Below are 14,169 nucleotides of genomic sequence, written 5' to 3' on the forward strand. Positions count from 1 at the left end.
TATAAACATAAAGGCGCGTGGGACGCACGCCCTTAAAGCTCAATTAATGTCCTCATAGAGGAGTCGTTGAGAAGCCCACACTCACCCGAAGGGGAGTGTGTGGAGTACGTCACATAAATCAAACTAGTACTAGATCGTCCACCGTTTCTATTTCCTCCCGCACCCCTTGGAATTTATAGTAAACAAGAACTACGCCGCTATAGTCATCTGTAGGAGTTGGCAATATCTTGTAGGATTCCATCTGCCAATCATCGCTAAATTCTGATTGTTCAGTGCCAACGAATCGCCCAATATTTCTAATAAACTTATCGATTTTTTGTGTATTAGAGATATGAGCGTGCAGAATTCTAACCGGGGTCAAGGATCGACTATTATCTTCCGCCAAGGGAATGACTAATACCCTATGCTCTGAATGTGCAGACGAATGATTTTCCATTATGAGATACTCCTACCAAGGTAACTTTGTACTGTTTTGCAAGGCGATCGCACTGCTTTTGTGCCAAAGGTTTAGTTTTTGCGTGTATTGGCTCATCCCATACCTCGCCTTCCATTTCGGGATCTTCAAGATATTCTGAACTCAATATCCTTCCGCTTGCTGTGGCGTGAACCCTGCGCCCATCCGATAACTGCCACACGTAGTAAGCCGTTCCACCTATTGTGGCAACTACAACCAAAACACAACCTACGCCCGCAGTTCCGGCGCAAAACGCAGCAGGAGCTAATACTGCGGGATTAGCTTTGACTGGTGGAGAAAAAGATGGGATTGACAATGCAATCGCCGCCCCAATAGCAACAAATTTCTGATTTTTTGGCATAATAAAATTGATCGACTAAAACAAGGCGCTGCTTTTCCCGCTAAGAATAATGCAGCGCCTTGTCTTTTATTTTACCCTTCTCCCTTGCCTTGCGTCAACTGGTTAGCGTAAGATGAAAACAAACGATCAGGTGTAACAATGAGAGAGCTAAGAGAAAAACAGGGATTGAGAACAGTTGATGTTGCCAGTAGGTTAAAAATAGGCGAGTCAACTGTGAGGAATTGGGAGAAAGGAAGAACAATCCCGAAACTTAGGGTTGATCAGCTTGAGGAGTTGCTTGAGTTGTATGGCTGCACATTTGAGGAGTTCATGCAGTCGGTAAAACTTATAAATAGCAAAGCAGACTAATCACCCACCTTGCTATTACACTTGTGATGGTTGCACTAAGCTAATTAATTTTAGCTTGGGCGCTTTGTTGTGGCAGCAATTTCACCATTAGTTCTACTTTTTCAAGCCGTAGATCAAGCATCTCCTGTTGTAAAAAACCTCACAGGCTTGGTCAAAAAGAATTTTGACGTAGTTACTACCCTAAGTTTCGCCTATAACCAAGTCCAACAAAGCATTCAAAGCCTTGCCGCCCAAGGACAAAAGGCTTACGACCTACTAATCGGTCAAAACGTTGCCCTTCAACAACAGTTACTCAGCACCCAAGCAACCCTAGCAGCCACCAATAAAGTTATTGCCAATGGCGTAGAAGTTACCGACCCTACCAAAGCGATTCAAGCATTAGAGGGGCCAGTTAATGACGCGGTGGCACGCCTACGCAAAGGCTCACTAGAGTTAGTCGGTGTCACTTCATCTCAATTAATCCCACTATTCCAAATTACCGCGCAATCCTCTGCAAGTATCGGCGCAAACTTAGAACAGAGTGCAGACTTAACGTTGTCGTTCGCCGCAGCCCTCGGAACACTCTCAATCCCCCTCGACCAAGCCCGCCAAGAATTAAATTCGATTTACACCGCTCAAATTACCTCAGACTCCCAACTCGCCAAATCCCTTGGACTGAACAACGAGATGGTCAACCAGTGGCGATCGCAAGGTATTTTAGTTGCCAAGCTAACAGAACGCCTCGGTGCTTTTCGTGCCGGGAATGCCCTTGCAGCCCAAACAATAGAAGGCGTTTCTAGTAATATCCAAGAAATTTTCGAGGAAATCACCCGTGTAGCAGGCGCACCCCTCCTCAAGCCATTAGTGCAACAGCTAAACGTTCTCTATAACTTTCTCAACCAAAACAAAGACACAATCCAAGCGATCGCCGCCTCATCCGTTCAATTTTTCCTAGATATTGCCACCAAACTAGGCGATGCCATCAAAACCCTAGAACCAGTACTCACACAGCTATTCAGCGCCGCATTCTCCCAATTCACAGCAGAAGGGCAAGCCGCAGCCGGAGTAATCACAATCTTGGTAGATGGGTTAGCCGCATTAATCAAAGCCAGCGCCCCGCTACTGCAAGTACTCGCCAATGTTGTTTCACTGCTTGCCGCATTTTCCAATAGCCCAATTGGCTCAATAGTTTTACAAGCCACCTTGCTTGTCGGGATTTTAACCACACTTGCCCCCGTAGTTGCCTCTGTTACAACCGCCTTTGCTGCCGCCTCTGCCACAATAGGAACAGTTTCAACCTTATTCGCTGCCCTTGCCACAGGTGGTATTCCCGCTTTTACTTCCGCCCTGCTTGCCGCAGCCACCGCAGCGATCGCACCCCTGCTTCCCTTAATCGCCCTTGGTGGCGCAATCTCTGTCGCTTTGATTATCAAGCAAACAGGCGATTTGAAGCAAGTCAACGAAGAACTAGAGACATTTAGGGAACAAAACGACCTCCTGAGTGAAGAATCCCTACGCCTCGCCACCCGCCTCAAGTCCCTCAACGAACTAGAACGCGCCAACGGCAAACTCACCGCCGAACAAGCCAAACAACGCCAAGGTTTGCAACGTATTAGCGCCAGCCAAGTACAATCCCTTCAAGCCCAAATTGAAGCAATTAAACAGTTACGTCCTGCCAACGAAGAACAAAAACGCACCCAAGAAATTCAAATCGCTCAACTTGAGCGTATGGTTAGCCTACTCAATAAACAATCAGGCTCAGTCAAGTTAGTCGCCCAAGATATTCCCCAACTCGGTAACTCCTACCAACAGCTACAAAAGAAAGTAGGTGATGCCCTGGCTCAATTCGATAAACCCGCCAGCGCCGACCAATTCAAAGCCGCTTCTAAATCCCTCGTGGATTTCACAAATCAACAGGTACAGGCAGGCGACATCTCAACCCAAGAGGCAGTAGCTCGACTCCAGCGCGTAGTTAATGATTCCCGCGTGGAACTCGAAACCCAAAAAGCAGCCCAGGAAGCAATAACCAAGATCCGCCAATCCTCCACCGATGAGCGTGTCAAAGCAGCCCAGGACGAGCAGCAAAAAATTCAATCGCTTATCGCCAGCGAATCAATTTCCCAAGCAGAAGGGCAACGCCGCATCACTCAATCCAAACTCAAAGAACTACAAATTCAACTTGAAGCCACAAAACAAGCGATCGCTCAAGAAAATGCCCTGCGCCAAAAACAAGTAGCCGAAGATATTACCAGAATCGATGGTCAAATAGCCGAAGCCCAAAAACGCCTAGCCAGTGCTGGCAATGATAAAGGCGCGGCAAGGATAGCCAATGAAGACATTGCCCGCCTTCAATCCCAACGCACCGCAGCCCAACAATCATTGCAAATCGACAGCGATCGCCAACAACAATTAAAATCTCAACAACAAAAATTCAGTACCGAAATCGCCCAACTGCAACAACAAGAACGCGCCAGGGTACGCCAAGAACAACTAAAAGATTACGATGAACGGCAACAAATTTTAGAAGCCAGCCTCGCTACAGGCTTAGTAACCGAACAACAATACAACCAACAGTCGCTCTCCCTCACCCAAGCCAAAATCAACGCTGAACTCAAGCAACTCGAAGAACAACGCGCCAAACTCAGCGCCAACGACAAAGAAGGGCAGGAAGCGATCACCGTCCGCCAAGCCCAGTTACGCAAGCAATCGGCCGACGCTAACGCCAAATTCCAAGAACAGCAACTCGCCCTAGTCGAACGCAACCAAAAACGGGCCACAGATGCGATCGCTCAAAGTGAAGCAGATCGCCAAATCGAAATCGCCAAATTCACCCGTGACAACCTAGATAAAAAAGCCGAAGCAGAACAACAGCAACTTGATCTGACCCGCGATCGCATCAATTCAGAACTTGCCCTAGAACAGCAAAAATTATCTGAACTTCAATCCCTCCCACCCTTCACCGACCCCCAAAAAGAAGAAAATCGCCAAGGACAAATTCGCGCATCCCGCATTAAAACTGCTCAACTTACCAAATCCCTCATTGACAACGAAGTTCAGCAGCGTGATGCCGCATTCCGCGTAATCGAAACCCAGCTTAACCGTGAAATTCAGGCGATCCAAAACACTGCGAACACTCAAAACCAAGCACTAGAGAAAGAACAGCAGTTACGCGATTTTGCAAGCAAGTCCATTACCAACCAAATTACTCTCCTAGAAGCCCGAAAAAACCTCATTTCCTCGGTCGCTGGTTTTTACGAAGGCGAACTGAATGTACTTAAAGAAACCACCAAAAACCAAAAAGACCAAGACCGACTAGCCGAAACCGCCGCTCAGATTAGACTCAATTCAGCCAGATCCGCGTTTGAAATCGAAAAAGAAATCACTCAACAGAAAATTGAGCAGAAGGAAACAGAACTCTCCATCAAGGAACTGCAATTACAGGGCGAACAAGCAGCCGCCAGAGCAGCAACCCTCAAAGCCCAGGCAGAACAAAAAAAGGTATTAGCCCGTCCTGGTGCAACCCAGGAAGAAAAGGACGCAGCCGCATTAGATTTACAAGCAGCCCAAGCCAGAGAGAATCAATTACAGTTACAGCGATCGCTCCTCGGACAAGAAAGGGCGATCGCCTCTGCCCAAGGTCAACAAGAACTCAAAGACTTAACCCGTACCCAGCAATTACAAGATGATCAAAATAGACTTGCCCTAGCAAACGCCAGGACTAATAAATCCCAAGGTAAAAACGAATTACAGTCCTTGCAACGCGATATCCTACGCCGCGAAGGTGCAACTTCACTCAGGGATTTTGGTAGAAATCGTAATTTTGCGGGTGTTGGTAGTGATTTACAACAACTACTTTCTCCGCTTCGATTACCCAACACAGGAACAACTAGCACTGAGCGCAGCCGAAGTGTTGTTCCTCAAAGCCAATTTACAGGAACAATTGTTCCTCAGCCCGTCCCTAGTGTTGTGAATAGAGGAGCAGAGGTACAGGGGGGCAGAGGAGATATCAATATAAATATCACTAACGAATTTTCAACAGCCGACGCAACCACACAAAAAGCCGCATCTACCTTGTCAGGGCAGGTGCGGAAGGAATTGTATGATTTAGGTGTGTTGGTAAATAGAAGCTAGAGTTTTGCAAACCCCTTCGCTGCTTTCCTTTGTGCTAATTCTTTCTCAAGTTCAGCGATCGCGATCGCTTCCGCATCCGCTACAGGCGCTTTACCCTTGCTCAATTCATTCGCCACTTCTAGGGTGATGCGGGTTAACTCCTCAAGGGTGATATTGAGCGTGAATTCCCCGTTAGCGTAGCTTACCAATTCCTTGGGTAGACTAGGGAATATAGCAGAAAGCGAACAGGCGATCGCTCCTTTCTCTTTCGGATCGGTCAATTTCTTCATTAACGGGCCGGATAATCGCAGGCGATCGGACTGAGAGAGCAAGTCGTAATTCTCGACCGCTTCAAGTGCAAAATTCCCCGTTTTTTCGTCAATAAATAGATTGCCTAAAGCCAGATAATTAAGGTCGGTTAGGTGTTCAGCTTTATACTGTTTCCCTCTTAAGGTGATTTCCATGATTCAAGTCAGTGCAGATTTAAACCCTATTTTACGCCGACTGACCAAATTAGGCGGGCAATTATCAAATCCTGCTGATTTCTTGCAGGATGTAGGCGCATATTTTGAAAAACGGATTGACGAGGGTTTTAGACAAGAAAAAGACCCTTACGGTAAAAAATGGAAGCCATTATCACCTGCAACCATCTCCGAGAAAGAGCGTCTTGGATTCCCCCTCAAAATCCTCACGCGCAGAGGAAAGATGCGAAGCGAAGTGAAAACCAGCGTGAGCGGTAAAACTGTCAGAATAACAGTCCCATTCCCCGCCCAATTCCACCAGATAGGGACAAAACGAATGCCCCAGCGTCAAATACTGCCAGATGGTAGGCTATCAAAAACTGATGAGCGTAATATTGTGGATTTGGCTATTGAATTTCTGGATATCTAGCAGTGAACAGTAAACAGTTGTCAGTAAACAGTAAACGACTGACAACTGATCTAGTCCCGCATTAACATTCCTAATTCCCTATAAAACTGTTCGCGTCTTACTTCAATCATGCGGTGGTGTTGGTACTTTGCCCAGCAGTGTTGAACCACAGGCGCGATCGCCTTTACGACCAATTCAACCACAACTAACAATGCGACAATCAAAACAACAATAACAAAAGCTTCAGATTTCATGGCGGTAAAATTCCTTGTTTGCAGGCGGTTTATCTTGGAGCGGTTGCCTGTCTGAAATCCAATATATTCCAACTTTTGCAGATATGGGTAAAATTTTGGTGAAGATTAGGAGCGATCGCTGTAACTTTATACTTGATTTAATTTATGTGGATATCGGCGAACAATCCACCTGACGGTGGCGGACTGTTTTTAATAGTTGACAGCGAGGATATTTACTACCTTGCTGTATATCAAGACGGAGAATGGATAGAAACACCAAATTATAGATTTGTAGACGCATCTTGGTGGATGCCCTTGCCTTCTGTGCCAAAAAAAAATCAAGTGAAGACGATCGCTCCTGGTGTGGAAGATGCTGAAGTGGATAATATGCGGTAGCCTTATATTTGAAGTACTGAGTTAATTTAGGTGAATGGCAAGGCGATCGCGCTGGGAGCATTTGAAAGATGAAATAGTTCAACACTGCAAAGATGGTAAGACTCCGGTTGAGCTTGCTGCGATGTATCCTGATGTTCCTCGCGCCACTATTCATGGATGGTATGACCTAGCTTATGCTGATTCGGAAAATAATCCGAAGCATTTCCGAAAACGTTCCGAAGATATAAAAACTATTGCATCACAAGACATCCAGGTTATTCCCCCAACAGAAAATAAGCTGGTAGCATTAGATGGCGGTGAGCAGTTATCTGACTTCGCCTTAGCAAGACGGGCGTTAAGGGATGCGATTAAAAACCCAACCAAGCCAGGTACGGCAATTAAAATTCAGGCATCCTTTGGGCTGTTGAAGTTGACTCAAATGAGGGCAGAATTACCGCGCCATGTACTTGATGAAATTGAAGTGACTGGTGTTGATGAGGAACGCGATCGCATCAAGGAAGTCTCATTAGAAGAACTACAGCAACAGTATAAAGATGTTGTAAATGGATGAACATGAACTAAGACAAGAAATTATTAGGCGCATAAACCTTGTTAAGGCGATCAGTAGCAACACAAGGAAGCAAGCGATCGCCCTTGAATACTGCTCTAGAGATATCATCACTTTTCTTTCTGATTGGGTGTGGACTTATGATCCAAGAATTAAACCATCAACCATCCCCTTTAAACCATTTCCTAAGCAGATTGAGTATCTACTGTGGAGAATTGAGAGGCGATCGCTCAATGAAAACGGCATCACAGCCAAGAGCCGCGATATGGGAATTACTTGGTTAAACGTAGTTTCTCAAGTACATTGCTGGTTGTTTGAAGATGGGTACAAAGGGTCTTTTGGAAGCAGGAAACAAGATTTGGTAGACAGAATTGGTGACATGGATTCAATTATGGAGAAAGCGCGATTTTTGTTGCGTAATCTACCAAAGTGGATGCTACCTAAAGATTTTGATTGGGGTAAGCACGACAATTTTATGAAATTAATCAACCCCAGTAACGGATCGACGATAACTGCGGAAGCGGGGGATTCCATTGGGAGAGGGGGGCGAAGTAGCGTATATGATTTGGATGAAGCCGGGTTCATCGTGCGTCCGTCAAAAGTCGAGGCCGCTTTATCTAATAATACCAATGTCATCTTCTACACCTCGTCAGCCAATGGCATAGGCAACCCATTTTATAAAAAGTGGATGACCTACCCTGACCAGTGCAAGTTTTATTTTCACTGGAAGTCAGATCCGCGCAAGAGCGATCGCTGGTATCAAGAGATGAAAGCAAGATTTGATCCTGTGATCGTAGCCAGTGAAATTGATATTGATTTTGGCGCAAGCGTCGAAGGAATATTCATTCCCGCATCTTGGGTACAAGCAGCGATCGCTCTCGATATCCCTGAATTCGGAACAACTGTAGCCGGGTTAGATATCGCCACCACGGGTAAAAACCAATCAGTCTTCACCGTCCGTCACGGGCCAGTAATTAAACCCCAAATTTCATGGAGTAACACCAATACCACTGTTACTGCCCACAAAACCCGTGATTTAATGATTGAGTTTAAAATCCCTCATCTCAACTTTGATACCGATGGACTTGGTGAAGGTGTAGACGCAACATTGAGTCTGATTGATGGACTAGAATTTACATTTACTGCCGTACATGGCGCATCTCGCCCTAGCGAAATGGTCTGGGAAGGCGAACAGCGAACCAGTGCAGAAAAGTTTGCAAACAAACGTGCTGAATTGTGGGGGATTATGCGAGACAGATTTCGTAAAACCTACGACCACGTAAATGGAATTACAGTTCACCCCACAGAAGAATTAATCTCAATTCCCAACGACACTAGGCTAATCGCTCAATTATCCCAGCCGCTTGGTAAACGCTCCAGCACAGGTAAAATCCTAATTGAGAGTAAAGAAGATATGCGGCGGCGTGGTGTCGATTCACCTGACTTTGCTGATAGCCTATCTTTAACAATGGAGCAACCTAGTGATGACTGGTTTGACATCGGAGAGCAACGGGGGATTTATGGAGCGATCGCTGGCTACTAAAGAACAATTGTTCCTGAGCGTGCTTGACAGCAACAACATAGTTCAGGAACAAAACGCTAGTAAAAGAACAATTGTTCCTGAGCTTACCACCTCACTTTAGTTTTCCCGTTTCAAACGGGAAAACTCTAAACCCTTGCCCTCAAAAGTTTTCAAGGTATTCGCCCCTGGATCATCGTGATCACTGCTTCTCTTTTTGTTCCTAAATTGAGGAACAATTGTTCCTGATATGGCAGGCGATCGCTCTGGGTGTTCGGCAATTTTCAAGAACAATTGTTCCTGATGTACAGTGCGATCGCTAAGATTCTTGAGCGTCTTTATATACAATCTCCGCAGCTTTCCCGATTAATTCGCCACTGACTATATATTCACTGTGCGGCGGTAAAGTTTCTTCTGCTGATACCGCATCATTGATAATCTCTTCAAGTAAGTCCAATGCTTTTTGCTCACTCAGGTAAACTGCGATCGCTTCTCTCACTTTGTCGCTGAGTGTTTCTCCGTCTTTTAGGAGCGATCGCACCTCTAAAATACCAGCAATAAGCGTCTTTGATAGGCGCTTTTTTGTTGAATACGCACACCTGACAGCGATCGCTTATAATTTAAGCCAGTTTACGCCGAAACCAATGCCTTTATCAGCGCAGTTGGCGCAACAGATAGCCAACTCCTCAAACGACCCGCGCTTTTATCTATTTAATGATTTTCCCCAATCCCCAGACGAAACGCTACTGTACTTACTGGGCGGGGACATAGATCGCTATGACTTGGTGTTGAAGGACGCTAAAGCCAAGGCGTTACTAGAAAAGCGCAGTCGGAACGTAGTGATGAGGGAATGGGATATCAAACCCGCGACTGACAGTAAGCTTGATAAAAAAGCCGCAGACATCTTCAAGGAAGTTATAAGTCGATTTGACTCAGACTTGATGATTGATAACATATTGACCAATGCCTATCTCAAAGGAAACAACTTTGAAGAACTGCAATGGGCAATTGACGGCGATTTGACCTACATAAAGAAAGCAACCAGTAAACCTATCCACCGTTTCCGCTTCGCCCGTCCCGGAGCAAATACATCCGGCATGATTGACCAAGATGGGACAACAGTACGCCCGATCAAGAATAAAGAACCTGTAGGAATGTACCAAGACTATGAGGTGCGGGTTCTGAGCATGAACGACACTTGGCAAGGAGCAAATGTGCCAGATAAACGAGTGCTAGTGCATTCGTATGGTCAACGTTACGATAATCCTTGGGGTGTGGGATTGGGTTCTGTGTTGTACTGGCTTGCTGTGATTTTTAAAAAAGAAATCACCAAGCAGCGCCTAATTTACCTTGATAAATACGCTAATCCAACAGTAAGAGTGATCGCGGGTGAAAAAGCCACCAGAGAGCAACGTGAAAATGTCGCTCAACAGCTGGCTGATATGATCAAGGGTGGGTCATTGGTTTTGCCTCACGGATGGTTGTCTGATTTCATGGAGGCGATGCGATCATCTACTAACGACGTATTCCAAGGCGCTACCGACTGGTGTAATAACGAAATGGCGATGTTGGTAGTGGGGGAAACCCTGTCAATGGAACTCCCCGACAACACAGGAAGTCGCGCCGCTACTCAATCTCACAGCGATGAGAGTAATGTGTATCTTGCCAAGTATGACAGCGATCGCCTCTGCACCGGCCCAATGCGAACGCTTGCACAGTGGATAACTGAACTGAATACCCCAGGTGCTAACCCGCCCCAAGTCTGGAAACGCTTCCCAGAGTTTGAAGAATCAGAAGATTTAAACAGCAGGGTCAATCGAGACAACACGCTTAACACCATTGGCTACAAAATCAGTCCCGATAAGGTAAAAGAAGTATACGGGGAAGGCTATATTGATTCTGCTGCCGCCGAAGTGGAACAACAGAAGCAGCAAGAGGATTCAGGAGCTTTTGACGTGGGTTTTGGGGAAGAGGTAGGGGAGCAGGGGAGTAGGGGAGCAGGGGAGAACGACAGCAACCCCTCCTCTGCCCCTTCACCCCTCTGCCCCTCTGCTTCTTATGCAGAGCGTAAGGCGATCGCTTTTCAAAAACGTTTGCAACAGTGGAGGAAAACAGCTTGAACATTGAATTTAAAAGAGCGATCGCTCAAGCATTCGATCCCGAAACCGACTACTCAGATTTTGACGAGGCGGAAGTAGAAGGAGCGTTTGAGGCGACAGTGTATCAACTGCTGCTGGAAAGGCAGGGGAGCAGGGGAGCAGGGGAGCAGGGGAGGATCAACAGCAACTCATCCTCTGCCCTGGATTTTGGCTCAATCATTCACCAAGTTATTAAGTGGAACAATCTCGATATAGGCTTAGAATATCGTCCTGGTGAAGTGAGGTTTCCTGGTCGCCGCAACTCTCGCAAGCTTCGTTGTGGTTATGGGCATTTTCGTGGATACAGGGAAGATTCTACAGGTGAAGCCCCCGATGTTTACCTTGCGCCTAGTTTTTTTGATGGTGGTACGCCGAGTGATCGCTTATTCAAGATCGCTCAACTCTCCCCCGAAGATGGCGACTACGATGAACCGAAGTACATGGCAGGTTTTTTGAATGAAGATGACGCTAAATCTGCATACCTTCGGGAAATGCCTGCTGATTATTTTGGCGGAATCGAGGAAGTGTTGATTTCTGATCTTGACCAATACCGCAAACCCCAAGCTGTTGATTATTCAGAAGCGATCACTCTAGGACTTCAACCGTACCTACAAAAACTAGATGAACTAGCAGATAAAATTGATAATTTATCAGCCAGGTTCACTGAATTTACTGCCCCAATCAAAATTGAGGGGGCGGGTGCGACAGAAGAGGAGCTAGAAGCGATCGCCTCTAACATTTCCCTTGACGATGCAATAGAGGATTGGAAAGAAAATATGCCCGATAAAGTTAAAAGCTTGATAGGAGAATAAATAGTGTCAATAACACAATTATTCACGAATTTACACAATCACACCACTAACAATCTAGACTTTAGCGAATCAGATCAATTCTTCCTTGCCAACCTCCCCCACTTGTTCCCCCTAAACTTTAATGAGTCAGGGTTGCAGATAAAGAAAATCCTAGAATCATCATACACAGATGGAATCACGGGGCTTGAAGATGTTGAGAATGATGGTAATCAAATAACAGGCGTATTTCTAGACCAAATCTCACCCAATGCAACCAAACGCTATCGATTCACAATCACACCCGACAATATTTCATATCAACTAGAAAACCCTGATGATGTGGAAATGTCTGAGGCGGAATTTGCTGCTGTCAAGATGTTTGGCGGTAGCAAAAAAACAAAAAAATGCACCAAGGGAACCGCTTGCGGGAATGGATGTATTAACAAAGACAAGCAATGCAGGGTCAAGCCTGCGGTAGAAACCAAACAACAGATAGAAAAAATACTCAAGAAAGATAGTGGACAAAACAAGAGTAGCTCCATAGTAAAAGAACATACTGATTATGGATTAAAGCAACCCTCTGAATATTCAAGCGCCTCGGTTTATGTAAAAACAGCATCAAGATTGGTGTCGGAAAAGTTAGGAGTGTCAGAGTCTGATGCCGCAAAGATGGTTAAGGGCTTAACTGTTTTTACCGGCGATGACTACGACAAAGTAAAGAAAAGCGAAAAAACTGGCAATGGTAGCCAAAAACACAAAGATGCCGCCGAATGGATAAATAAATTTATTGAAAAATCACCTAAGTACCAAGGGGATGTTTACAGGGGATCTGCTTTTCTAGCAAAAGAATTTGATCAGAGGCTTTTTGAGAGTGGATTAGAAAAAGGTACTGATTCCTTGACTAGTTTTTCTACATCTGAAAAGGTTGCTGTTAATTTTAGTAATGGTACTGGCGGCTCAATTTCGCCACTACCTCGTGAACAATCTCAAGTCAAGGTAATATTGAAGGTTAAGAACTCCAAGTCAGGTGCTTCTGTTAGGCAGTTTTCCGAATACCCTGAAGAAGATGAAGTTGTGGTTCCAAAGGGTGTTAAATATAAAATTATTTCCAAGCAAGAAAACGAAGAAGAATCAAAGGTGCTTGACAAAAAAATAAAGAAATTTGTTTCAGTAAAACATAGAGTTGTTGTTTATGAGGTAGAAGAAGTTGAGTAACCAAGACAAAGGCAAAACGAGCGATAAAGACTCGCAAAAGAAACAAAGCGATCCATCTTCAGATACTGGTAATAAACAAATTCCAAAAAAGTCTACAAGGTGGCGAAGATTTATCTCAACTTCCAACAATCCTTTTGATTGATGAGCTACCGATGGGAACCCCAAAGCCTCCGCTACCGTGACACTAAAACAGGGCGATTCTTACCACAAAGAGCGATCGCTTCTCTCATTCAACTTCGTATCTCCCAAGTCGCCCAAGAACTGCAACAACTAGGCGATCGCCTCTTATCTAATCAAGTTACCCTCAAAGACTGGCAACTACAAACCGCCCAAACCTTGAAAATCTTACACACCCAGCAATATATGTTAGGCGTGGGTGGTGACGCTCAAGTACAGGATAGTGATTTAAGAGCGATCGCTGCTGAATTAGTTAATCAATATAAGTATCTGCAAAACTTTGCCACAGACTTAACTCAAGAGCGAGTATCAGTAGCTCAATTCAAGGTGCGATTGGGAATGTACGCTTCTGCTGCTAAAGTGTCGTATTTCCGTGGAGAGAAAGAAGCAGCAAAGCGATCTGGTTTCAATGGGGCGATGCGGGTTTTGGGGGATGCGGAGCATTGTGAAGATTGCCCACGCTATGCTGCGTTGGGTGCAGTCCCGATTGACGAGGTAATTTATCCAACCCAAGAATGCGCGTGCAGAATTAATTGTAAGTGCAGTCTACTTTGGGTAAAACTTGAGGATGCAATCAAAAAGCCAAGTAGTGATCGCCCCCTACTAGAGCAAATCGCGTCCCAAATATCAGAACTATCCTCACGCCAAATCAAAGAATTAATAGACGACTACAAGTTAAGCACTAATGGTAGTTCAGAGGCTTTGAAACAAAGGTTTTTAGATTTTGTATCTACTAAAAACCAAATACAATTAAGCAATATTAGTAACTATATTCAGCAAGTTAAAGCAAGAATTTCCTGATGCTATCTACTTTGTTTCGTAATTTACACAATCACGAGATCGCTTGCGGGTATCTGCAATTTACTGAAAACGATGAAGCGATCGCCCAGTTATCTGCGCTAGATTTCGCCACTAAGAGTGACGTACTCCACACACTCCCCTTCGGGTGAGTGTGGGCTTCTCAACGACTCCTCTATGAGGACATTAATTGAGCTTTAAGGGCGTGCGTCCCACGCGCCTTTATGTTTATA

Annotated in this window: 17 protein-coding genes; 11 read left to right on the plus strand and 6 right to left on the minus strand. The window is 45.2% G+C overall.

All coding sequences use genetic code 11. From position 1 onward, the window contains the following. Positions 1-118 precede the first annotated feature (118 nt). Together H6G77_RS34245 and H6G77_RS34250 are read right to left on the minus strand one after the other, a co-directional pair. Positions 119-436: a hypothetical protein gene (locus H6G77_RS34245; protein ID WP_190874026.1), complete on the minus strand. Its 318-nt coding sequence runs from the start codon at positions 434-436 to the stop codon at positions 119-121. Further along, positions 402-815 carry a hypothetical protein gene (locus tag H6G77_RS34250; protein ID WP_190874010.1) on the minus strand — a complete coding sequence of 138 codons (414 nt, stop codon included), beginning with the start codon at positions 813-815 and terminating at the stop codon, positions 402-404. The genes H6G77_RS34245 and H6G77_RS34250 overlap by 35 nt, the downstream gene beginning before the upstream one ends. 138 nt (positions 816-953) lie before the next feature. Here H6G77_RS34250 and H6G77_RS34255 point away from each other — a divergent pair, with 138 nt between their 5' ends. Further along, positions 954-1,163 (plus strand): helix-turn-helix transcriptional regulator, encoded by a 210-nt coding sequence (locus H6G77_RS34255; protein WP_190874011.1) that lies wholly within the window; start codon positions 954-956, stop codon positions 1,161-1,163. 69 nt (positions 1,164-1,232) lie between these two features. Then, entirely contained in the window at positions 1,233-5,273 is a 4,041-nt protein-coding gene (locus H6G77_RS34260) for a hypothetical protein (protein WP_190874012.1), read from the plus strand. Here the strand turns inward: H6G77_RS34260 and H6G77_RS34265 are convergent. Next, positions 5,270-5,716, minus strand: coding sequence for a hypothetical protein (locus tag H6G77_RS34265; protein WP_190874013.1), 447 nt, complete (start codon positions 5,714-5,716; stop codon positions 5,270-5,272). The two genes, H6G77_RS34260 and H6G77_RS34265, sit on opposite strands and share 4 nt — an antisense overlap. Between H6G77_RS34265 and H6G77_RS34270 the strand changes: the two genes are divergently transcribed. Continuing rightward, entirely contained in the window at positions 5,715-6,143 is a 429-nt protein-coding gene (locus H6G77_RS34270; protein ID WP_190874014.1) for a phage virion morphogenesis protein, read from the plus strand. The two genes, H6G77_RS34265 and H6G77_RS34270, sit on opposite strands and share 2 nt — an antisense overlap. Before the next feature lie 50 nt (positions 6,144-6,193). On the opposite strand, the gene H6G77_RS34275 is transcribed toward H6G77_RS34270, so the two are convergent. After that, entirely contained in the window at positions 6,194-6,376 is a 183-nt protein-coding gene (locus H6G77_RS34275; protein ID WP_190874015.1) for a hypothetical protein, read from the minus strand. Between the two features lie 144 nt (positions 6,377-6,520). Here H6G77_RS34275 and H6G77_RS34280 point away from each other — a divergent pair, with 144 nt between their 5' ends. Genes H6G77_RS34280 through H6G77_RS34290 form a run of 3 tightly spaced genes read left to right on the plus strand, consistent with a single transcriptional unit; the run spans position 6,521 to position 8,841 of the window. Next, complete coding sequence (locus H6G77_RS34280; protein WP_190874016.1) at positions 6,521-6,751, plus strand: hypothetical protein; 231 nt, start codon at positions 6,521-6,523, stop codon at positions 6,749-6,751. Between the two features lie 34 nt (positions 6,752-6,785). After that, positions 6,786-7,301, plus strand: a complete 516-nt coding sequence (locus tag H6G77_RS34285; RefSeq protein ID WP_190874017.1) for a hypothetical protein — start codon at positions 6,786-6,788, stop codon at positions 7,299-7,301. Then, positions 7,294-8,841, plus strand: coding sequence for a hypothetical protein (locus tag H6G77_RS34290; protein WP_190874018.1), 1,548 nt, complete (start codon positions 7,294-7,296; stop codon positions 8,839-8,841). Before H6G77_RS34285 ends, H6G77_RS34290 begins: the two co-directional genes overlap by 8 nt. A gap of 96 nt (positions 8,842-8,937) precedes the next feature. Here H6G77_RS34290 and H6G77_RS34295 read toward each other — a convergent pair whose 3' ends face one another. Both H6G77_RS34295 and H6G77_RS34300 read right to left on the minus strand, forming a co-directional pair. Beyond that, complete coding sequence (locus H6G77_RS34295; protein ID WP_190874019.1) at positions 8,938-9,165, minus strand: hypothetical protein; 228 nt, start codon at positions 9,163-9,165, stop codon at positions 8,938-8,940. Beyond that, positions 9,137-9,358, minus strand: coding sequence for a hypothetical protein (locus H6G77_RS34300; protein WP_190874020.1), 222 nt, complete (start codon positions 9,356-9,358; stop codon positions 9,137-9,139). The genes H6G77_RS34295 and H6G77_RS34300 overlap by 29 nt, the downstream gene beginning before the upstream one ends. A 103-nt stretch (positions 9,359-9,461) precedes the next feature. Here H6G77_RS34300 and H6G77_RS34305 point away from each other — a divergent pair, with 103 nt between their 5' ends. The 5 genes from H6G77_RS34305 (at position 9,462) to H6G77_RS34325 (ending at position 14,088) form a co-directional block, all read left to right on the plus strand. Continuing rightward, the gene (locus H6G77_RS34305; protein WP_190874021.1) at positions 9,462-10,937 is read left to right on the plus strand and encodes a DUF935 family protein; all 1,476 of its coding nucleotides are present in this window, start codon (positions 9,462-9,464) and stop codon (positions 10,935-10,937) included. Continuing rightward, the gene (locus H6G77_RS34310; protein WP_190874022.1) at positions 10,934-11,767 is read left to right on the plus strand and encodes a hypothetical protein; all 834 of its coding nucleotides are present in this window, start codon (positions 10,934-10,936) and stop codon (positions 11,765-11,767) included. Before H6G77_RS34305 ends, H6G77_RS34310 begins: the two co-directional genes overlap by 4 nt. Before the next feature lie 3 nt (positions 11,768-11,770). Beyond that, positions 11,771-12,961, plus strand: coding sequence for an ADP-ribosyltransferase (locus H6G77_RS36560; RefSeq protein WP_190874023.1), 1,191 nt, complete (start codon positions 11,771-11,773; stop codon positions 12,959-12,961). Between the two features lie 141 nt (positions 12,962-13,102). Continuing rightward, positions 13,103-13,939, plus strand: a complete 837-nt coding sequence (locus H6G77_RS34320; protein WP_190874024.1) for a hypothetical protein — start codon at positions 13,103-13,105, stop codon at positions 13,937-13,939. Next, complete coding sequence (locus H6G77_RS34325) at positions 13,939-14,088, plus strand: hypothetical protein (RefSeq protein ID WP_190874025.1); 150 nt, start codon at positions 13,939-13,941, stop codon at positions 14,086-14,088. Before H6G77_RS34320 ends, H6G77_RS34325 begins: the two co-directional genes overlap by 1 nt. Positions 14,089-14,169: the final 81 nt, after the last annotated feature.

It is taken from the genome of Aulosira sp. FACHB-615 (assembly GCF_014698045.1).
Taxonomy (GTDB): Bacteria; Cyanobacteriota; Cyanobacteriia; order Cyanobacteriales; family Nostocaceae; genus Nostoc_B.

What these genes read in the sequence shown, in the direction of transcription:
- H6G77_RS34245 (WP_190874026.1), bottom strand. Translation starts at nt 436, where the DNA reads ATGGAAAATCATTCGTCTGCACATTCAGAGCATAGGGTATTAGTCATT.
- H6G77_RS34250 (WP_190874010.1), bottom strand. Translation starts at nt 815, where the DNA reads ATGCCAAAAAATCAGAAATTTGTTGCTATTGGGGCGGCGATTGCATTG.
- H6G77_RS34255 (WP_190874011.1), top strand. Translation starts at nt 954, where the DNA reads ATGAGAGAGCTAAGAGAAAAACAGGGATTGAGAACAGTTGATGTTGCC.
- H6G77_RS34270 (WP_190874014.1), top strand. Translation starts at nt 5,715, where the DNA reads ATGATTCAAGTCAGTGCAGATTTAAACCCTATTTTACGCCGACTGACC.
- H6G77_RS34265 (WP_190874013.1), bottom strand. Translation starts at nt 5,716, where the DNA reads ATGGAAATCACCTTAAGAGGGAAACAGTATAAAGCTGAACACCTAACC.
- H6G77_RS34275 (WP_190874015.1), bottom strand. Translation starts at nt 6,376, where the DNA reads ATGAAATCTGAAGCTTTTGTTATTGTTGTTTTGATTGTCGCATTGTTA.
- H6G77_RS34280 (WP_190874016.1), top strand. Translation starts at nt 6,521, where the DNA reads ATGTGGATATCGGCGAACAATCCACCTGACGGTGGCGGACTGTTTTTA.
- H6G77_RS34285 (WP_190874017.1), top strand. Translation starts at nt 6,786, where the DNA reads ATGGCAAGGCGATCGCGCTGGGAGCATTTGAAAGATGAAATAGTTCAA.
- H6G77_RS34290 (WP_190874018.1), top strand. Translation starts at nt 7,294, where the DNA reads ATGGATGAACATGAACTAAGACAAGAAATTATTAGGCGCATAAACCTT.
- H6G77_RS34305 (WP_190874021.1), top strand. Translation starts at nt 9,462, where the DNA reads ATGCCTTTATCAGCGCAGTTGGCGCAACAGATAGCCAACTCCTCAAAC.
- H6G77_RS34320 (WP_190874024.1), top strand. Translation starts at nt 13,103, where the DNA reads ATGAGCTACCGATGGGAACCCCAAAGCCTCCGCTACCGTGACACTAAA.
- H6G77_RS34325 (WP_190874025.1), top strand. Translation starts at nt 13,939, where the DNA reads ATGCTATCTACTTTGTTTCGTAATTTACACAATCACGAGATCGCTTGC.